General features: G+C 65.2%; 17 protein-coding genes. 5 read left to right on the top strand and 12 right to left on the bottom strand.

Annotated features, from left to right (window positions below; translation table 11 throughout):
- Positions 1-2: 2 nt before the first annotated feature.
- The 6 genes from K1X41_RS11515 to K1X41_RS11490 form a co-directional block, all read right to left on the bottom strand.
- On the bottom strand, positions 3-614 hold the full coding sequence (locus tag K1X41_RS11515; protein WP_220174673.1) for a hypothetical protein: 612 nt from the start codon (positions 612-614) through the stop codon (positions 3-5).
- 110 nt (positions 615-724) lie between these two features.
- Positions 725-2,638 carry an alpha/beta hydrolase gene (locus K1X41_RS11510; protein ID WP_133615487.1) on the bottom strand — a complete coding sequence of 638 codons (1,914 nt, stop codon included), beginning with the start codon at positions 2,636-2,638 and terminating at the stop codon, positions 725-727.
- Positions 2,635-2,943, bottom strand: coding sequence for a hypothetical protein (locus tag K1X41_RS11505; RefSeq protein ID WP_132201590.1), 309 nt, complete (start codon positions 2,941-2,943; stop codon positions 2,635-2,637). The genes K1X41_RS11510 and K1X41_RS11505 overlap by 4 nt, the downstream gene beginning before the upstream one ends.
- 109 nt (positions 2,944-3,052) lie before the next feature.
- Positions 3,053-3,346, bottom strand: a complete 294-nt coding sequence (locus tag K1X41_RS11500; protein WP_132201588.1) for a WXG100 family type VII secretion target — start codon at positions 3,344-3,346, stop codon at positions 3,053-3,055.
- A gap of 155 nt (positions 3,347-3,501) precedes the next feature.
- The gene (yiaA, locus tag K1X41_RS11495; RefSeq protein ID WP_133615486.1) at positions 3,502-3,978 is read right to left on the bottom strand and encodes an inner membrane protein YiaA; all 477 of its coding nucleotides are present in this window, start codon (positions 3,976-3,978) and stop codon (positions 3,502-3,504) included.
- A 272-nt stretch (positions 3,979-4,250) separates the two neighbouring features.
- Positions 4,251-6,017 carry a proline--tRNA ligase gene (locus tag K1X41_RS11490; RefSeq protein WP_220174672.1) on the bottom strand — a complete coding sequence of 589 codons (1,767 nt, stop codon included), beginning with the start codon at positions 6,015-6,017 and terminating at the stop codon, positions 4,251-4,253.
- Positions 6,018-6,066: 49 nt separating this feature from the next.
- Between K1X41_RS11490 and K1X41_RS11485 the strand changes: the two genes are divergently transcribed.
- On the top strand, positions 6,067-7,668 hold the full coding sequence (locus K1X41_RS11485; protein ID WP_258566523.1) for a dolichyl-phosphate-mannose--protein mannosyltransferase: 1,602 nt from the start codon (positions 6,067-6,069) through the stop codon (positions 7,666-7,668).
- A 175-nt stretch (positions 7,669-7,843) separates the two neighbouring features.
- Here K1X41_RS11485 and K1X41_RS11480 read toward each other — a convergent pair whose 3' ends face one another.
- Together K1X41_RS11480 and K1X41_RS11475 are read right to left on the bottom strand one after the other, a co-directional pair.
- Positions 7,844-8,536, bottom strand: coding sequence for a LuxR C-terminal-related transcriptional regulator (locus K1X41_RS11480; RefSeq protein WP_220174671.1), 693 nt, complete (start codon positions 8,534-8,536; stop codon positions 7,844-7,846).
- Positions 8,529-9,986, bottom strand: a complete 1,458-nt coding sequence (locus K1X41_RS11475) for an ATP-binding protein (protein WP_220174670.1) — start codon at positions 9,984-9,986, stop codon at positions 8,529-8,531. Before K1X41_RS11475 ends, K1X41_RS11480 begins: the two co-directional genes overlap by 8 nt.
- A gap of 114 nt (positions 9,987-10,100) precedes the next feature.
- On the opposite strand from K1X41_RS11475, the gene K1X41_RS11470 reads away from it, so the two are divergent.
- From K1X41_RS11470 to K1X41_RS11460, 3 genes are read left to right on the top strand one after another with little or no spacing between them, the layout of a single operon-like run.
- Positions 10,101-11,969 (top strand): PspC domain-containing protein, encoded by a 1,869-nt coding sequence (locus K1X41_RS11470; protein ID WP_220174669.1) that lies wholly within the window; start codon positions 10,101-10,103, stop codon positions 11,967-11,969.
- On the top strand, positions 11,966-12,625 hold the full coding sequence (locus tag K1X41_RS11465; RefSeq protein ID WP_220174668.1) for a hypothetical protein: 660 nt from the start codon (positions 11,966-11,968) through the stop codon (positions 12,623-12,625). The genes K1X41_RS11470 and K1X41_RS11465 overlap by 4 nt, the downstream gene beginning before the upstream one ends.
- Positions 12,622-12,774 carry a hypothetical protein gene (locus K1X41_RS11460; protein WP_220174667.1) on the top strand — a complete coding sequence of 51 codons (153 nt, stop codon included), beginning with the start codon at positions 12,622-12,624 and terminating at the stop codon, positions 12,772-12,774. The genes K1X41_RS11465 and K1X41_RS11460 overlap by 4 nt, the downstream gene beginning before the upstream one ends.
- A 649-nt stretch (positions 12,775-13,423) precedes the next feature.
- On the opposite strand, the gene K1X41_RS11455 is transcribed toward K1X41_RS11460, so the two are convergent.
- Positions 13,424-14,935, bottom strand: a complete 1,512-nt coding sequence (locus K1X41_RS11455) for a sensor histidine kinase (protein ID WP_133615480.1) — start codon at positions 14,933-14,935, stop codon at positions 13,424-13,426.
- A 235-nt stretch (positions 14,936-15,170) separates the two neighbouring features.
- Positions 15,171-15,449, bottom strand: coding sequence for a hypothetical protein (locus K1X41_RS15780; RefSeq protein ID WP_258566522.1), 279 nt, complete (start codon positions 15,447-15,449; stop codon positions 15,171-15,173).
- A 112-nt stretch (positions 15,450-15,561) separates the two neighbouring features.
- Between K1X41_RS15780 and K1X41_RS15775 the strand changes: the two genes are divergently transcribed.
- A complete protein-coding gene (locus K1X41_RS15775) occupies positions 15,562-15,954 on the top strand; it encodes an Rv3235 family protein (protein WP_258566521.1) in 393 nt (130 codons plus the stop codon).
- 33 nt (positions 15,955-15,987) lie between these two features.
- On the opposite strand, the gene rlmB is transcribed toward K1X41_RS15775, so the two are convergent.
- Both rlmB and cysS read right to left on the bottom strand, forming a co-directional pair.
- Entirely contained in the window at positions 15,988-17,010 is a 1,023-nt protein-coding gene (gene rlmB, locus K1X41_RS11445; protein WP_132201570.1) for a 23S rRNA (guanosine(2251)-2'-O)-methyltransferase RlmB, read from the bottom strand.
- Positions 17,007-18,446: a cysteine--tRNA ligase gene (gene cysS, locus K1X41_RS11440; protein WP_220174666.1), complete on the bottom strand. Its 1,440-nt coding sequence runs from the start codon at positions 18,444-18,446 to the stop codon at positions 17,007-17,009. Before cysS ends, rlmB begins: the two co-directional genes overlap by 4 nt.
- Positions 18,447-18,497 lie beyond the last annotated feature (51 nt).

Here is an 18,497-nt window from a genome sequence, read left to right as displayed (position 1 = left end):
CATCACTCGCCGTGATCCTGCAGGTTCGGGGCATAGTCGACGGGATCAGACCAGTCAGGGAACCTGATATACACCCCCGGAAGAGACTCATTGATGGCCGTTTCCTCGGGCGGAATGCGGTCAACAATTTCGTGCAGCAGCGTCCGTGAATCGCCCCAGTAGGACTGGCTCATTACTTCCATGTTGTACAAGCCGTTGGCCTTTACTTTCCAGCTCACGAGGAAGCCTTCGCCGGTATCCGCAACCGCTTCAAAGTTTGGGCCGCTCGATTCGCGCACGGTGGTCTCCCACCCCTGTTCCTTGAAATAGTCAAGCATCGGGTCGAGATCCTGCTTCGCACCCGTCGCGCCGGCAGGTTGAGTCCCTCTCCACATCTGCAAAAAGTAGCTGTTCTCGAGCTCCATGCCGGGCAGCGCCCAGGCATTCGGGCCAGCAATCGGGCCCGCGCCCTTCTGTCCCCAAATCCACACGCCATCACTGATTACCAGCTGCGCCTCAGTGAGGAGCTCCTGCATCCGGGCGTCGCGCTCTCGCACCAGATCGAACTGCTCCTCAATCGAGAGAGCGCCGGCCTCGTCCTGAGTCAATCCACCAGCGTCAACCGTCCGGGCCATTTGCACGTCTCCTTCTCCACTTCCGGCACAAGCCGTCGCGCCTATTGCTAGCATCACGCCAAGAAACGCGGTCGCCGCAGCTCGGCCGAGGTGATTCCTCTTCAGCACCATCAGAGCCCACCATTCGCCCAAATTTTGCCCATGTCTTCCGCAGATCTCGTACCGGTTGTGAGATACCCGACCTTGCCGCCCCAGTTCAGGCCGCTAGGGGAATCATCTTCCGTGAACATATCGTGTGCGGTGACCCGGGTGTACCCGTCGCCGCCCTCGGCGGAAAAGACTTTGAGTTCCGGGGCACCCTCTGGAGCCAACAGAGAATAGAACGGCTGCTCCGTCGGCACGACCGGATGCGACCAGAGCTGCCCGAAGCCTGCGGTCTGGTCACCGGCGGCATGGGTCGAAAACACCTTGTCAGTTTTGAGCCCGCTGATCGGGGTGTCCGCTGAGAGACCCGCTGAGCCGTAAGTCACAAAAGAGTTGATGGGGTGTTTGACGTCGGTCAGTGCGACGGCGGCAGTGGTCGAGCCATAGGAGTGCGCGAACACGGTGAAGTTGGACACGGGTGTGTGATTGCCCGCCCGACTCTCGTAGATACCGTCAATGAACGCCGCGAGCCTCGGCCCCCCGGCGTCTGCACGGCCCATGAAGTTGACGTTGCCGAAGTCCGGCGACTTGTAGCCAATCCAGGTCACCGCAGCATAGGTTTGGGTCCAGTCCTCTGCGTACGCCTCGTTATAGAGCGAGCGCGCACCCTTGGCGTCATGTCCGATGTCTCCAACGTTTGACAGCATGCCTGACACATTGACGCCGACGTGACTCGCGGTGTCGAGGTCACCGTGAGAGATGGCGGCTGTCATCGCGCCGTCATGACTCCCGAGTGCGAGCAACTGCACTATTGGCTCTCCACCCATCAAGCGCGCGGCAGACTTCGCGTCCTGCCACGCACCATAGAGCTGACCGATCTGCGTCCGAAACTCTTGGACGCTTGGGCCAGAAGTACCGAAACCGAAGAGCGGATACGCCTCGTTTGGAGCGATCAGCGAGTAGTGCAGCAATTCAGTTGAGGCGACATCTTGCGCCCACGCTGGCAACCCGTTGCGGCTTGCGAGCTGCGCGAGCGTGGCAACCGGAAGCGCTGCCACATCACTCTTGCTGAGCCCAAGTGCGTTCCAGGCCTCCGTCAGCTCTTCACCCGAGAGATCAGTTCGCGCGAGCAGGTCTTCTACTGCCGGATTCGCAGTCCCATCGGCGATTCCGCTCTCCCCGCGCAGCTCCCCAGAGAGCCCCATCGTGATCATCTGTTTCGCAGACCACTGGCTGGTCTCGCCTGCCGCGAGCAGGCGCCCCAGATATGTGTCTCCCAGCGCACCGAGCAGCCGCTGCTCCGCGTCGCGGCGTTCGCTCACGAGAGTGCTCCACCGCGTCTTCGCGGTGTCGATGTCGTCGCACGCATTCTTCCAACGCATGGCCGCAGACAACCACTGCATCGAATACTGCGAGGTCAACATCCTGCGACGCAGTTCCTGCTCATCGGAGTCAAGCACCGACGCATTCGAGCCCAGTCGCGGCTCCGGCATTGTTCCCGGAGGCGGTGTGTTCCAGGAGCCCGGCACTCCCGCGCGAATCGTCTGCGCAATTTCCGCGATCGTGCCAGCCTGAGTCCGAATCGTGCTCAAGTCGTCGTCAATATCGGAGATGACTTTGCGGGCGTCCTTGTGGATCCGCTCAACCTCGGAGGCGTAGCTGTCAAAGCCCTTCTTGGCGGCAACGACGCTCTCATCGAGAAGGTTGACTCCCGGGACCAGCGTGTCTGTGAGCTTCCCCTGTAGACGCGTGAGCACGTCACCCTGACCGCTCGCGAGATTCCGCTCTGCGCCCTGGACATACGAGCGATACCCGAACGAATCATCAGCAGCCTTTTGCGCGTAACTGGCGGCTCGATTGATTTCGTCGACGTTCCCCTTGATCGGGGAAGGGGTAGAGAGCACGCCTGCCTCGGCAGCGCTGCTGGGGACCCAGGTCATTTCGTCCCCTTCGACACGGCGTAGCCGGAGTAGACCGTCTGGGCGAGATATGCGTCAAGCTCTGCGCTATCCGACATCAGACCGCTGACCGTGTTCGCGGCGGTCTTCGCAGCGTCGGCGAGTGCGTCGCGAGCGAGCGCGACTCCGCGGAGATACTCATCCACGGCGCCGCCGATCCCGCTGAGGCTATCCCAGCTCCCGGAGGGTCGCCCGCTGCTTCCAGCCGACATCTCTTGCGCGGCCGTGCCTAGCGATGCCCCGGCAGCAGTCAGCTCACTGTCCGGCAGATGCAACCGGTCACCCATGAGGAATTCCTCTCGAGAAGCAATTATTCACAACTGCGCGCGATACCGATGACGGCATCGCGCGCAGCAGAAGACACTGGCCTCAGAGCAGAGCACCAGCGCGAAAACGCTAGTTGATCTTGGCAGCGAGCTGGGAGTCCATGTCGCGCATGGCAGTCGCGGTCTGCGTCAGGAAGCTCTGGATCTCGGTGAGCTTCTGCACCACCGTGTTGGCGCTCACCGTGTAGTCGTTGTACGCGGCATTGAACTTGCCCGACGCCTGGTCCGTCACGAATCCAGAGGCGACGAGGTTGTTGATCTGCGACTGCAGCAAGCGCAGCTTCTCGGTGATCTCGTCGCGCCCGGTGCCAAGCTGCGTCGCTGCCTGCTCGATTTCGGCGTAGGAAACATTAATATTTGCCACGGTCGGCTCCTTCTGGTCTCTGTTGGCCACGCCAGAACCGGCGGCCCTATGAAGCGCATCGATTGATTCGCCCTCGGAAAAAGCGTAACCGAACTTCGGGCCTGGGTGAACCCGATTCCCATTTTGTGTACGAATGCATTTCCGGGACGGATTTCTCAGGCGCCGGGGAGGTAGCTCCGACCCGGATCGGAGTCGGCGACGTTCTCATCGGCGTCCTCCTCGGCCTTGAACATAGCGAGGTCACGCACGTTCTTTTGCACCGCGACGGACGCAAAGAGACTCATCGCAAAACTGATGCCGTAAAAGCCTTTCTCGCTGAGCGTCAGACTGCCGGCATTCCAGAGTCCGATTGCCAGCATCGACAGCGCGATGACAAGTGCGAACCATGCGATGCCGTAGTAGAGGTTGGTGACGGGGAGGCCATCGCCGCGATCCCGAACCGTTTTTTGCAATGACACCGCCGCGAACAGCCCGAACATCAGCAGTGCGAAGTAGTAGCCCTTTTCGTTGAGCTCCATCCCCGCGTTGAAGAGCCCGATCAGGTACGCCGCCATTCCCAGCAGCAGGGCAACCCAGGAGGCCCCAACAAACGCCGGTGTCGGTTTGGCGGTGTTCTCGTGCTTCTCGGTCATGATGACTCCTTCGTCAGTTGCAAGGCTACTGTTCTTGGGTGCGGCAGCTCCTGGACTACGCCGGAAGAAGCTACTGAATGTCACTCTGACAGATTCACATCCTCGAAACTGCATATGCTTAGCCTGGGCTGAATTCGCATACTCACAGCGGCATTTCTCTCGGGCAATTCCCCAGAAGCTTGACCATCGCACCCGCTGCGCACAGCACACGGGGCGGGACAGACGCGTATACCGCGTGCTGATCCCGCCCCGTGTGGCGCGCGAATTCCCTGCTAGCTGCCGAAGAGCGCAGGGATCTCTGCGATCGCGATCCGATCCTTCGTGCCGGCTGCGCGATCCCACACCTCTGCGAATCCCTCAGCGGCGTCGCGACCCACAACCACGATGCGTGGCACGCCCAGCAGCTCGGCATCGCCGAACTTCACACCCGGTGAGACCTTGGGACGATCATCAAAGAGCACGTCAGCCCCCGCCGCCTCAAGCTCGGCTGCGAGTGACTCTGCGACCTCATAGACGGCAGGATCCTTGCCGGTCGCCACCAAATGCGCGTCAAACGGAGCGATGGCAGCTGGCCAAATCAGCCCACGATCGTCGTGATGCAACTCGGCGAGGATCGCCATGATGCGCGTAACACCGATGCCGTAGGAGCCCATCGTGACGGTGACGAGCTTGCCGTTCTCGTCGAGCACTTTGAGGCCCAGCGCCTCGGCGTACTTGCGGCCGAGCTGGAACACGTGGCCGATCTCCATACCGCGCGCGGTCTCGATCGGGCCCGATCCGTCTGGTGCGGGATCTCCGTCGCGCACGGACGCAATATCGGCGACGCCGTCAGCGGAGAAGTCTCGCCCAGCGACGAGGTAGGCGACATGCTTCTCTTCAATGTTCGCCCCGGTGATCCACGAGGTGCCAGACACCACGCGAGGATCCAGCAGGTAGCGCACACCCGTCGTGCCCTCGGAGCCGAGCACGGCCTCGGTTCCGAGCACTGGCCCAATGTACCCGCGCACAAGACCCGGGTGCTTCGCGAAATCGGCAGGAGTCGCCGGTTCGATGTCTGCACCGCCGAAGACCACCTCGGCACGCTTCATATCAGCGTCGCGGTCGCCAGGCATACCGACGACGACGAGCTCACGCTCTCCACCGATCGGCGTCACCGCGAGAACGACATTCTTCAGGGTGTCAGCGGCCTCCCACGCACGTCCGTCAGTGCGGGGCAGCACCGCGTTCGCGTGTGCCACAAGCGTCTCGATCGTCGGGGTGTTCGGCGAGTCAAATACCGCCGCAGCAGGAGCGCCGTCGAAGGGGACCGGATCCGGAACAGGTGTGACATACGCCTCAACGTTGGCGGCGTAGCCTCCCGCGGAACGCACGAAAGTGTCCTCACCAATCGGCGTTGGGAGCAGGAACTCTTCGCTGCGGGATCCCCCCATGGCGCCGGCGTCCGCCGACACAATGACATAGTCGAGCCCGAGGCGCGTGAAGATCCGCTCGTAGGCGTCGCGCTGCTTCTGGTACGCCGCGGCGAGGCCCTCATCGGTGACGTCGAAGGAGTACGCATCCTTCATGGTGAACTCGCGTCCACGGAGCAGACCGGCGCGGGGACGCGCCTCATCGCGGTACTTGTCCTGGATCTGGAACAGCTGCAACGGCAGGTCTTTGTAGGACGTCACAATGTCCTTCACCATCAGGGTAAAGGCTTCCTCGTGCGTCGGCGCGAGCAGGTGATCAGCACCGTGGCGATCCTGCAGCCGGAACATCGTCTCGCCGTACTCGTCCCATCGACCGGTCGCCTCATATGGCTCGCGTGGGAGCAGCGCGGGGAAGTGCACTTCGTGCGCTCCCGCGGTCGCCATCTCCTCGCGGATAATCTCTTCGAGCTTGCCCTTGACGCGCAGGCCGAGCGGCATCCAGCCGAACACGCCCGGCGACTGGCGCCGAATGTAGCCGGCACGCACCAACAGGCGGTGGCTGGCGACCTCGGCGTCCGAGGGATCCTCACGGAGGGTCTTCAGGAAGTAGTTACTGAGCCGTGTCATCACCCCACTATCGTAGCCCTCTCGCTCGCAGTGGAACGCCTAGGCTTGGCACATGCGCACGTGGCTGAGATGGGTGGGACCAATCCTGGTGTTCTGGATCGCCTTCGTGCTGCGATTTTGGGCGCTGGGCCGGCCCGACACGCTGGTGTTTGATGAGCTCTACTACGTGCGCGACGCAATCAGCCAGCTTGCACACGGCTTCCCCACGATTTGGCCGGACACCGATCCGTCGATGGCGGGAGATCGCGCCACGGCGTTCACGGCTGACCCCACGAATGCCGTGCATCCGCCACTTGGCAAGTGGGTGATCGGGCTCGGCATCCTGGTGTTTGGGCCCGAGAGCGGATGGGGTTGGCGCAGTGCCTCAGCCCTCGCCGGCGTTCTCACCGTCGGCATCGTCATGCGTCTCGCTTGGCTGATGTCACGCAGCATGCTCGTGGCATGTGTCGCAGGGTTCGCGCTCGCGATCGACGGGGTGAACGTGGTGCTCAGCCGGGTCGGCCTGCTCGACGGCATCCTGACCATGTGCGTCACACTCGGCGCACTCTTCGTGTGGCAGGATCAACTCGCGGTCGCGCGGCGAATGACCGACGGCCGCGATTCCAACCGTCCCCTTCCCGTCGTGTGGGCCCGCCCCTGGCTCATCGCAGCTGCCGTGGCGTTCGGGGCAGCTACTGCAGTGAAGTGGTCAGGACTGTACCCACTCGCCGCCTTCCTCGTGTTCATCACCATCCGTGATCTCATGACGCGGCTGCGCTCCCGCACGCCACAGCCCGTTATTCGCGCGGTCGGGCAGGCCGGGGTCACCGCATTGCTCACACTGCCCGTCACCTTCGTCGTGTACGTCGCAAGCTGGGCCGGCTGGATCCTGAGCCCCGGTGGCTGGGGCCGCACCCCGGGCGTGGCATGGCCCACAGCGCTCCTGCAGTATCACCGGGACATGCTCGGCTGGCACGGCACGCTGAGCGCACCGCATCCGTACCAGGCCAACCCGCTCACCTGGCCGCTCGCACTTCGCCCGACCGCAATGTACGAGCAGCGTTGGAGCGAAGGGTGCCCCTGGCAGGAGTGTGTGTCAGCCGTCACACCGCTGCCCAATCCGCTCATCACCTGGGGTGGCGTGCTCGCACTGATCGTCCTGGTCTTGTTCGCAGTGCGCGCGGCACGGGTGCGGCACCAGCACAGGATCCTCGCTGCCGCCAAGCACACACAACCGATCCCGGTACGGGTTCCTGCCGCTCTCACCGCTCCCGCCGTTCCCACCGTTCCCGCCGTTCCCGCCTTGCAAATCTCACTCGCGGCCACGAGCACCTTTGTGCTGGTGGGATACCTGTCAGGCTGGCTCCCCTGGGTCGCGACGGTCACGCGACCGGCAGTCTTCCAGTTCTATGCCGTCGTGCTCACACCGTTCTCCGCGCTTGCGCTCGCGCTCGTGGTCGGCGTGATCTGGCGTGCTGGCGGGCTCCGCGAGATCGGTACCGAGCTCGGGCTCCGCTCAGTGACTGCCAGTGAGCTGCGCGGTCCACGCGCGGCGGTCATTCTGTTTCTCGCATTCGCGTTCGCGCTCGCGCTGTTCTTCTTCCCGACCTGGTCCGGAATGCCAGTGGCCGACTGGTTCTGGCAGGCGCACCTCTGGCTTCCCGGCTGGGACTAGTGCTCCGAGCTGCGTTTGGGTTCCCGGGCGTCCTCTGGCGCTGCGTCACGCAGGAGATTCGAGCTCGCGCAGGTCGAAAGCCCGGATCTCTTCCTGCGCGACCTCAGATTTCCTGCGTGAACTCGACTCGCACGAGTCGGAAAGCACTCTGATCGGCGCGGCAGGCGAACGCGATCTAGAGCAGGCGGCGCGACAGCGCCCAGGCGGTGAGCTCGTGACGATTGGAAAGCTGCAGCTTGCGCAGCACCTTTGACACGTGCGTCTCCACAGTCTTCACCGACAGAAACAGCTCAGCCGCGACCTCTTTGTAGGCGTAGCCTCGAGCAATCATCCGCATCACTTCCTGCTCACGAGCCGAAAGCCGATCCAGCTCGTCATCACCGGCCGCCGTCTCGCCACCCCCAGCGCCAAACGCATCGAGCACGAAGCCTGCCAAACGCGGCGAGAACACTGCGTCTCCGCTCTGCACACGAACCACGGCCGCAGTCACCTCCGCTCCCGAAGCCGTCTTCGTGAGATACCCGCGGGCACCCGCTCTGATCACGCTAACGACGTCGTCTGCAGCATCTGACACGCTCAACGCGAGCACGCGTGTCTCCCTGGTCGCGGGCACCGCACTGATCCGCTGCAACACCTCAGCCCCGCCGCCACCAGCGCCGCCAGGCAGATGGACGTCAAGCAGCACCACCTGCGGGACGAGATCACCGATCACCGCGACTGCTTCGTCAACGGTCGCGGCTTCGCCAACAACATCAAGCTCAGGGCCCAATTCCGCCCGGAGTCCGGTGCGGAAAATCTGGTGGTCATCCACGATAACGACGCGGATCGGCGAAGTCGATCCTGCCGTGCCCGGAATTGTCTCAGCCATCGGTCGTCCCCTCACTGGCGGGAACAGACTGCGTTCCCGACTCATCCGTCGTTGATTCACGCGAGATCCCCAACCGGACCGAAGCGCCACCACCCGGGCCCGCAACAATCTTCGCAGTTCCGCCGGCCCGCTCCATCCGACCGAGGATCGATTCTCGCACGCCCATCCGGCCCGGCGGGAGATCCTCGGGGTCCAGCCCAGGACCACGATCCGTGACATCGATTGAGATCCGCTCCCCCGTCGCCTCCACGTACACCGTGACGTCCCCGCCAGCGTGCCGCGCAGCGTTCAGCATCGCCTCGCGCGCCGCAGCAACAATGGCTTCAGGCGCGACACCGCTCGATCCCACTTCAACGACTTCGAAGCGCACCGCGTGATCCGTCTCAAGCGCGGCAGCGTGTGCCCGCAGTTCCTCGCCCGCTGCCTCGCGGTGCGGTGCCGGGGCCCCGTCGGCTGCGCGGAACAGCCAGTCGCGCAGCTCTCGCTCCTGTCCGCGCGCGATCCGCGCCACTTCGCTGCCGGGTTCCGATCGCTGCTGGATCAGGGCGAGTGTCTGCAGCACGGAATCATGGAGGTGCGCCGCGATATCGGAACGCTCTGCCTCACGCGCACGAGCGGCGCGCTCCGCCATCAGTTCCCGGTTCAGCCGCAGTAGCCACGGCGCGATCGCCAGCGCGACCCCGGCGAGCACCGCGCCAGCGGCGGCAACGACGGTCCACGCGTTGGGCTCGCGCGCGGTCACGAAGAACATCAAAACCCCAGCAGCCACGAGTGCGAGCGCGCCCAGCACACGCGGCACCTGATTGCGGTCCGGGCGGTCCCGATCCGCGATCTGCCACCAGGTGAGCCCGACCCCCACGAGCACGGCCATAGCTGGCAAAATCAGTTCCAATTGGATCTGCACGCCCAGGCGCACAAGCACAAAACCCATCCCAGCCACGAGCAGGCACGCACCGAGCAACAACTCTGCGATTGGCCAGCGTGACCGGCGCCGGGGCGCGCTGCCCTGCTCCTGAGCACTGGACTCGGCCCGGCTGGGAGGCTGGGAGGCCTCGTGAAGCCGATCAGGATCCGGCGGTCCCACCCGAACCCGCGCCTGACTATTCGGTCGTGTGAGGGGCGTCTGCGTCGTGCGGGGTGTCTGCGCCGTGCGGGGTGTCTGCGTCGTGCGGGGTGTCTGCGCCGTGCGGGGATCATTGGCCGGAAGCGTGCCGTCTGCCGGCCGTGTCAGCGCCCGGCGCAACGGCACCACGCCCTCCGTCTCGCCCGCACGCGGCACGAGTGCCCAGAGCCAGAGATACAGCAGCGCACCTGCGCCCCCGAGCAGCGTCAGCACCAGCGTCCCGATTCGCACAGCGTTGACCGGGAGCCCCAGGTGCGAGGCAAGTCCAGCGCACACGCCAGCAATCATGCTGTCGTCGCTCGCGCGAACCAGAGGGGGGCGGGTCATGGGTCTATCCAAGCAGTTCGAGGCCGAGATCGGGGTCTCAGCCGGGCAGGATCAGGGTCCGGTCAGGGTGAACCCCGATAGCAGCAACGATTCGACTGGGTCAGAATCGAAGACATGACGAACACATACGACTCTGATCCCCAGAGCACGCCTCCCCCCAGCAACGCGTTCTTCTCGTGGCTGCGCGGCCTCGGCATTGTGCGCGGCGGCGACCGCTGGTTTGCCGGTGTGGCCGGCGGAATCGCGGCGAAGGCGGGGATCGATCCGCTGATTGTGCGCGGCGTATTCGTGGTCCTCGCTCTGCTCGGCGGCCCCGGCATCCTGCTCTATCTGACCGGGTGGCTGCTACTCCCCGATGCCGCAGGCAAGATCCACGGGGAGGAGATCTTCCGGGGGCGAGCACACGCCGGGATCGTGACCGCCGCTGTCATTCTGGTGACACTGGTCGCGATTCCGGCGTTCGTCTCAATCTTCACCGGCGGCGTGGCCGCACCGTTCGCGTTCGCAGGCTGGGGCGCATTCGGAGCGTTCGGAGCTCCGGCCTGGTTGAGCGCCACGATCGCCTGGCTCGTGTGGATCGCGATCCTCGTATTCGGCTTCATCTGGGTGCGCCGAGTTCTGCTGAACCGCGGGCGCGCGCAGAATTCGCCGGCTGACCCCGGAGCTGGTCCCGCACCGCACTCCGGCCCGAGCCAGGGTGCGACCGGGGTGCCCACTGGTGCGCCGAGCGCTGCGGGGGCTGCGAGCAGCGCGGGTGCTGCAAGTAGCGCGGGTGCTGCGGAAGCCGCGAGCAGCGCGGGGGCCGCAGGTGCCGCGAGCGCTGCGAGCGCTACGTCATTTGCGGCACAGTTCACCGCCCCTCATCCAACAGAGCCTTCAGGCGCAACTCCATCCAGCGCAGCGGCCCCCGCGTCCGCCTCCGCATCGGCTTCCGATCGCGGCGAGACGTTCACCCCCCGAGGAGGCTGGCAAACTGACGACTGGAGCCAGAAGACCGACGACTGGAGCCAGAAGGCTAGCGAGTGGAGTCAGCGTGCAGGAGAAAAAGCCACGCAGTGGAGCGCCGACGTTGGAAAACAAGCAGATGAATGGAGCGCTCGCTACGCGCAGCACCATGACGCGACGAAGCTCGGCGCAGGGCAAACGATCCTCACCCTCGCACTCGCGCTGCTCGCTGGCGGCCTCACCGCGCTCTGGACGCTCGATGCGTTCCCCGCGGAACTCATCCAGGGAACAGTACCCGCCGCACTCGTCGCCGGCATCGTCGCGGCGCTCGTGGTGCTCGCGATATCCCTCATCGTCGCCGGGGTGCGTGGGAAAAACACGGGCTGGGTCGGCTTCCTCTCGTTCTGCGGGGTCATTGCGCTCCTCATCACGGTGGTGCTCCCGTGGGGCACGCGCTTCCAGCCATTCGGCACGATGGAAGTGACCGGTGGGTCGGTGCCGGGAGCGGTACTCCTCGCAGGGACCAGCGAACTCGATTTGCGCTCGCTCGATGCGGATCCAGCCGGGAACACCGACCTCGTGTTCTGGCAGATAGGGGGCACTACTGACCTTGTGCTCCCCGAGCACGCGCCCGCGATTGTCGATCTCCGCGTGCTCGCCGGGCAGATCAACGAGAACGGCAATGATGAGCAGCGCTCCGGCGGCCCGTTGCTCGCACGCACCATTGCGGTCAACATGCCCGAGCACGGCGGTACGCGTGCGGAGCGATCGGCTACCCGCGTCACGGTATACCTGGGCGCTGGAGTGGTCGATGTGGCCAGCAGGTCGAGCGAGCGCACCAGCACGACCGACGGTCTACAGCTTTCCAACCGTGACTCCGAACAGAACTCAGCCGAGATCTCCCGAGTCGAAGACGAACTCCGTACGCTGGACTGGAAGCTCGAAGAGCCCGGGCTGAGCCCGCGAGAAACGACGCAGCTCGAACGCGAGCGCGATGCGCTGAATGAGGAACTGCACGAGCTGGAGGACGCACGATGACCACCCACCCCACCACGCCGGAGCCGTCCGACTCTGCCATCAAGCCGAGCGAAACGGCGCCTGCCGCGCAGCCGCCGGCCGAAGCAGCAATCCCCAATGCATCGGGACCGGTGACCAAGGATTCCTTGGACGGAGTTGCCACGGTCCAGGCGCCTTCGGTGCAGGCAACGCCGGTCGAGCAAGCAGCTTCAGCTCTTCAGGCAGCTCCGGCTGTGCAGGCAACGCCGGTGGGACAGGTAGCGCCTGCTGCGCAGGCAGCTCCGGCTGTTCAGGCAGCTCCGGTGGAAACGCCTGCGCGGCCGACGTTTGATCCGCAGGCGACTACTGCTGGGCCGCAAGCGACTGTAGCTGGGCCGCACGCAACTGTAGCCGAGCCGCACGCAACTGCTGCTGGGCCGCACGCGCCCTTGCCGGAGGTGACTGTGCCGGAGGCCGCCTTGCCCGGAGTGTCTGTGCCGCAGGTATCTGCGCCGCAAGCGACTGTGCCGCAGGTATCTGCGCCGCACGCGCCTGCTGGCATCGGCGCGACGGCGACCGGAGCCCAGCCTCACCCGCACGCCGCCGCGCAGCCTGCGTCGCAGCAGAGCGGGCGGCCCCAGAATGGGCAGCGCAGGAAGCCCATCCCGCGCACCGGCCCGATCGTCTGGGGGCGTTGATCCTCGCGTTCTGCGGCTACGTCGCGCAGCGCGCCTTCGGCGGTGGTTCGCTCGACACCGCAGCCTGGATCACAGCGACCATCATCGGTCTCGGCGTCCTGCTGCTTGGAGTCGGCACGGCGGTCCTCATCCGGAACAGCCGCAACTAGCCCGCGCCCGGTCCCCGGCCACCTGCTCCCGGTATCCAGCTCCCCGTTCCCCACCCCGGCCACCTGCTCCCGGTATCCAGCGCCTCGTTCCCCACCCCCGGTCTCCTACTCCCGGTGCCCAGGTCCCCGTTCCCCCGCCCAGCCCCCGATCACCGATTCCCGCCCCACCGCTCTCTACCCGCTGACGCTCGCCCCCGCGATTGCCCCCGTGGCCGGGTCCTCGCCCGCCTCCTCCGCCCTCTAGTGCGCCCTCCCCCGCCGGGTGAAACGATTCATGGGTCGAATTTTGGGACTTCAACAAGCTGAAGGCCCGAATTTCGACCCATGAGTTTTTGGGAAGCGTGGGAATGGGATCGCAGGGCAATACCGGGACTTTCATGCCCGGGTTTTGCATCGCCAGGCAGGGCAAGGCATCGCAGGGCAAGGCAGCGCCGGGCAAAGCGAGGCAGCCGCCCTACCGAACAGGGGAGCGCCGGAGAGCGAACGAAGCGCTGTTGCGCGGCGCGGGATCAATGCCGGATCACACCCACAACCACGCGAGAAGCGCGCCCGCACCACGGCGGGTGGGCGGGCACACCACGCTGGGCGGGCGGGCGCACCACGCTAGATCAGCACCGCGCCACGCTACATCGGCGCGTGCCGCGAACCGCTACCCCCGGATGCGGGGGATCTCACGCGTCTGAGTGGAGATCCAGTGCAGTGGGATCTGAATCGAGACGCGGGTACCGCCTGCGGCATCGGGGGCCCAGACAATGCTGCCCCCGAGCTCCCCCTCAATCAGGGTGCGCACGATCTGAGTGCCGAGGCCGTCTCCGACAGTGCCTCCTGGCAGCCCGGTGCCGGTATCGACGACTTCAACGGTCAGCCGCGTATCGTTGCGATCAGCGCGGATGTAGACATCGCCCTCCTTGCCAGCGAGGCCGTGCTCCACAGCGTTCGTGACAATTTCCGTCAGGGCGAGCGCAAGGGGTGTTGCGTACTCCGACGGCAGCTCTCCGAACGATCCTTCTTTGTGCGGGTGCACGGTCGTACCGTGCAAGCTTGCGACCTCTGCTGCGAGCCCCAACACCCGGTCGAACACCTCGTCAAAGCTCACGATCTGTGACAGTCCGGTCGCGAGGGTGTCGTGCACGACCGCGATCGCGGCGACGCGGCGCATCGCCTGGCCGAGCACCTCTTTCGCTTCTTCGCTGCGCGCTCGCCGCGCCTGCACACGCAGCAGCGAGGCCACGGTCTGCAGATTGTTCTTCACGCGATGGTGAATCTCGCGGATCGTCGCGTCCTTGGTGATGAGTTCTTGCGCCTGTTGCCGCAGTTCCGTCACGTCGCGTGTGAGGACGATTCCGCCGACGCGCACACCGTCACGGATGACGGGGATCGATCGCAGCGTCACGGTGCGGCCTCGCGCATCGATCTCTACCCGCTTCGCGATCTTGCCCTGCGCGATCAGCGGCAACGACTCGTTCGTGTCGAACTGCCCTTTCACGATCTCGGCGATGACCTCGGAGAAGTTCTCACCCTCAATTTCGTCGCGGTATCCCAGGGTGGTGAACGTCGTCTGGGTATTCGGGCTCGCGAAGGTTGCCTCGCCGTCAAGGTTGACGCGCACGAGTCCGTCAGAGGCGCGCGGAGAGCCTTGTTCGCCGCCACGCGCGTTACTCGGGGAGGGGAACAGCCCCGCCTGGATCATCCCGAAGAGATCGCTCGCCACTTCGCGGAACGCAGCTCCGATGCGGGACGCCGGCTGCGTATCGGCCACGCTCGTGTGCACGGTGGCGACGGCGAACGGCCCCTGCTTTGCACCGTGGCTGTCGAGCCGGCTCACCGAGTATGCGGTGAGCCGCATCGGGTTTTCCTCGTACCACGCGGGTGAGGTGGAGGCGACGTGCTGCCCGGTCTCCATGGCCTGGTCCACGAGGCCACGCCAGTCTGAACGCAGGAAGTCACCGATCACATCGCGATAGAAGAGTGTCACGGAGCCCGCGGGCCTGCTGTGCGCGACTGCGAGGTAGTCACCGTCATTGGTCGGCACCCACAGCACGACGTCGCTGAGCGCGAGGTCTGCGAGAAGCTGCCAGTCCAAAGTGAGCAGCTCCAGCCACTCGATCTCCTCTTCGCTGAGGGAGGAGTACTTTGTCGCGAGGTTCCTGAGTGTGGCCACCTGACCAGAGTAGAGCACACACGCGTGGTTCTTGCAGAGCGCACACCGCGGCCAGAATGACCAGGGCGTAATTGCCATTTGACCAGATTCGGCTCGGGTTCCCTATGGTGGGCACCACACACCAGAAATCCGGGATCACGCGGGCAAGGTGGGGGATCACGCAGGGCGTCACATTCGGGATTTACGAGAGGATCCCCGTGAGCCAATCTGCGAGAGCGCCTGCCCCCGACACCGATCACCGCACGAACCACCGCGTTGCGAGCGCTGGCCCGTCCCAGAGCACCCAGCCGCCAGCACCGCTCCGACTCGTTGAGTTCCAGCCGCCGCCCGGCACAAGTGAGAAATCCAACGCCGAAGAGGCACCCAGCACCCGCAAAGCGCCGAGCAGCCGGGAGAAGCCCGGCACCGAGGAACCGCGCAGCACCGAGGAACCGCCCCATACCCAGGAGAAGCCCCGCACCCAGGAGAAGCCCAGCACCAGGGAGAAATCCAGCGCCCAGGAGCTGCCCAGCACCGAGGAGAAATCCAACCCCGAGAACGCGCCGAGCGAACGGGAGACGCACAGCACCGGGGAAGCGCCGAGGGCCCGGGACCCGCAGCAGGCCTCAGCCAGAGACGAAGGGAGGATGCCGGGGGCGCCCAGCACCCTTCGCAGACCGCATGCTTCGGGGGCGCAACGCAGCGCCGCACCTGCAAAGAAGGCAATTCAGGCCCTCGCGCTCTACGCCTTCGAGGTGATCGAGGGCAAGCGCACCATCGCCCAACTCGCAGGCACGATCACACCGGAGGTGAGAATCGAGTTGCAGAAACGGCGTGCCGCACGCACAGAGCGGCGCACGCTCTTCCAGGACCACCGCCTGCTGGTGCCGATACCTGGGCCGGTGCACGTCAGCCGGCCGTGCTCGACAGTGATCGAGGCGGCGGTCGCGCTGCACGCTCCTGAGCGCACGATTGCAGTGGCGCTCAGGCTTGAACTGACGGCAGAACGCTGGCGGGCGACGCATCTCACCGTATTGTGATTTGCGTTGCCCGCCAGCGTTCAGGGGTGCGAACTACTCCGCAGGGGCAGTGCCTGCGGCGCGCAGCCGCGATACTTCGTACAGTGCCACGCTCGCCGCGATCCCGGCGTTCAGTGACTCAGTGACCGCGCTGATCGGGATCGATACAACCGCGTCACACGTCTCCGTCACGAGGCGGGACAGGCCTTTGCCCTCGCTGCCGATTACGATCATCAGCGGGCGGTCTGCGAGTTCCAGGCCGGGCAGCGACACGTCGCCGTCGCCGTCGAGGCCGACGATGAACACACCCTGCTTTTTGTACTCTTTGATCGTCTGCGTCAGGTTTGACGCCATAGCGACCGGGATTCGGGCTGCGGCTCCGGCGGAGGTCTTCCAGGAGGCCGAGTTCAGGCCTGCTGAACGACGCTGCGGGACGACAACACCCTGGCCGCCGAAAGCTCCGACGGAACGAATAATGGCACCGAGGTTGCGAGGATCCGTCACGCCATCGAGCGCCACGATCAACGGGAGTTCATCGCGATCGATGATCTGATCCAGCATCTCCATGGGGTGGGCGTACGCCATCGGCGGCACCTTGAGCACGACGCCCTGGTGCACGGTATCGCGCTCGGTCATGCGGTCCAGCTCTTGGCGCATGACCTCGAGGACCGGCACGTTCCGGTTCGTCGCAAGGCGCAGGATCTCGCGCATGCGGTCATCCATCTCGACGCGTGACGCGATGTACAGCGTCGAGGCCGGGATCTGAGCGCGCAGCGCCTCGACCACGGCGTTGCGGCCGGTCACCAGCTCGGACTCGTCCTTCTTGCGCCCGCCGCCGCTGTTACCACCGCGGCCGCGATCGGGAGTCTGCCCCGTGCGCTCCGCATAGCGCGCTTTCGCAGCGTCGTAGCGCTCACGCGACTTTTTCGCCTTGTACTTGGCGTGGTACTCACGCTCCTCCGCTTTCGGCGTGGGACCGCGACCCTCGAGAGCCTGGCGGCCCTGCCCTCCGGAGCCTACGGCCTTGCCGAGCCCCTTCTTCCGGATCGCGCCAGTGCGGCTCTTCTTATTCGTCATATCAGGCTCCAGCGTGTTCCGGTTGCGGTGTCTTCGAGCGCGATGCCTGCCTGCTGCAGGGCGTCACGGATCTCGTCACTCTTGGCAAAGTCTCGATTCGCACGAGCTTCAGATCGCTGCGCGATGAGATCCGTGACGAGACTGTCGAGCGCGGTGGTGCGCTCGGGGGCGACCCAATGCGCGTCTCGGGGATTGAGACCGAGCGCGTTGAGCATGCCCAGGGCCTGATAAGTATACGTCCGAATCTGATCTGAATCCGCCGCACCCTTCGCGTCGAGCGCAGAATTGCCCGCGCGCACCGTTTGGTGGAGCACGGCGAGGGCTTGCGGCACGGCGAAATCATCAAGCATCGCAGCTACGAAGTCGGCCGGGAGCACTGCGGCGAGCGCGTCTGTCTCCACGGGGAGCGCAAGGTCAACGCCCCAGGCTTCTGCCCGATCCAGGAACCCCTCGATCCGCGAGAATGCGGCCTCAGCCTCAGCGAGCGAACCCTCCGAGTAGTCGAGCACGGAGCGGTAGTGGGCCGCCCCCAGGTAGTAGCGCAGCACAATCGGCCGGGCCTGAGCGAGCAGGTCGGCGGCGAACAGCGAGTTCCCGAGCGACTTCGACATCTTCTGTCCGCCGGTGTTGACCAGGCCGTTGTGCACCCAGTGCTGCGCAAACGCGTGTCCGGCTGCGTGCGACTGCGCGAGTTCGTTCTCGTGGTGCGGGAAGCGCAGATCCAAGCCACCGCCGTGAATGTCGAAAGCTTCGCCGAGGTAGCGCTGCGCCATAGCGGAGCACTCGATGTGCCAGCCGGGACGGCCGCGGCCCCAGGGCGACGGCCACGAGGCAGACTCGGGCTCGGTCTCGCGGTACGCCTTCCAGAGGGCAAAGTCACGCGGATCCCGCTTGCCGACCGGCTCAGAATCAGCGGCGTCTTCCATCTGGTCTCGGCGCTGCCGCGTCAGCGCGCCGTACTCCGGCCAGCTCGCCGTATCGAAGTACACGCTCGCCGATCCGTCGGCGGCGACGTACGCGTGACCGCGCGCAATGAGCAGTTCGATTAGGTCGACCATCTGCGCGACGTTCGCGGTGGCGCGGGGCTCATAGGTGGGGGGCAGTATCCCAAGCGCGTCATATGCCGCGGTGAACTCGCGCTCGACGCGGTAGGCCAGTGCCCACCACTCCTCGCTGCCACCGGCGGCCTGGCCTGCGCGTGCATTGTCGAGGATCTTGTCATCAATGTCAGTGACGTTGCGGATCAGAGTCACGTCGTGACCGGTCGCTTCGAACCAGCGCCGCATCTGGTCGTAGACCAGCCCACTACGCAAGTGGCCGATGTGCGGCGCCGACTGCACCGTCGGACCGCAGACGTACAGGCCGACCCTGCCTGGTTCGCGAGGTTCGAAGTCGACGACCGCTTGTGCGCGGGAGTCGTAGATGCGTTGCTTCACCCCTCAAGCCTAGCGTTCGTGCGTGGCAGCCCTCCAGGAAGGCTGCCACGC

The sequence above is a fragment of the Leucobacter luti genome (genome assembly GCF_019464495.1).
In the GTDB taxonomy this organism is placed as follows: domain Bacteria; phylum Actinomycetota; class Actinomycetes; order Actinomycetales; family Microbacteriaceae; genus Leucobacter; species Leucobacter luti_A.
Note: the sequence above shows the minus strand (reverse complement) of the source record. Positions and strands in the feature narration are given on the sequence as shown.

Coding starts and splice junctions, on each gene's coding strand:
- K1X41_RS11515 (WP_220174673.1), bottom strand. CDS start 614: ATGGCCCGGACGGTTGACGCTGGTGGATTGACTCAGGACGAGGCCGGC.
- K1X41_RS11510 (WP_133615487.1), bottom strand. CDS start 2,638: ATGACCTGGGTCCCCAGCAGCGCTGCCGAGGCAGGCGTGCTCTCTACC.
- K1X41_RS11505 (WP_132201590.1), bottom strand. CDS start 2,943: ATGGGTGACCGGTTGCATCTGCCGGACAGTGAGCTGACTGCTGCCGGG.
- yiaA (WP_133615486.1), bottom strand. CDS start 3,978: ATGACCGAGAAGCACGAGAACACCGCCAAACCGACACCGGCGTTTGTT.
- K1X41_RS11485 (WP_258566523.1), top strand. CDS start 6,067: ATGCGCACGTGGCTGAGATGGGTGGGACCAATCCTGGTGTTCTGGATC.
- K1X41_RS11480 (WP_220174671.1), bottom strand. CDS start 8,536: ATGGCTGAGACAATTCCGGGCACGGCAGGATCGACTTCGCCGATCCGC.
- K1X41_RS11475 (WP_220174670.1), bottom strand. CDS start 9,986: ATGACCCGCCCCCCTCTGGTTCGCGCGAGCGACGACAGCATGATTGCT.
- K1X41_RS11470 (WP_220174669.1), top strand. CDS start 10,101: ATGACGAACACATACGACTCTGATCCCCAGAGCACGCCTCCCCCCAGC.
- K1X41_RS11465 (WP_220174668.1), top strand. CDS start 11,966: ATGACCACCCACCCCACCACGCCGGAGCCGTCCGACTCTGCCATCAAG.
- K1X41_RS15775 (WP_258566521.1), top strand. CDS start 15,562: ATGCCGGGGGCGCCCAGCACCCTTCGCAGACCGCATGCTTCGGGGGCG.
- rlmB (WP_132201570.1), bottom strand. CDS start 17,010: ATGACGAATAAGAAGAGCCGCACTGGCGCGATCCGGAAGAAGGGGCTC.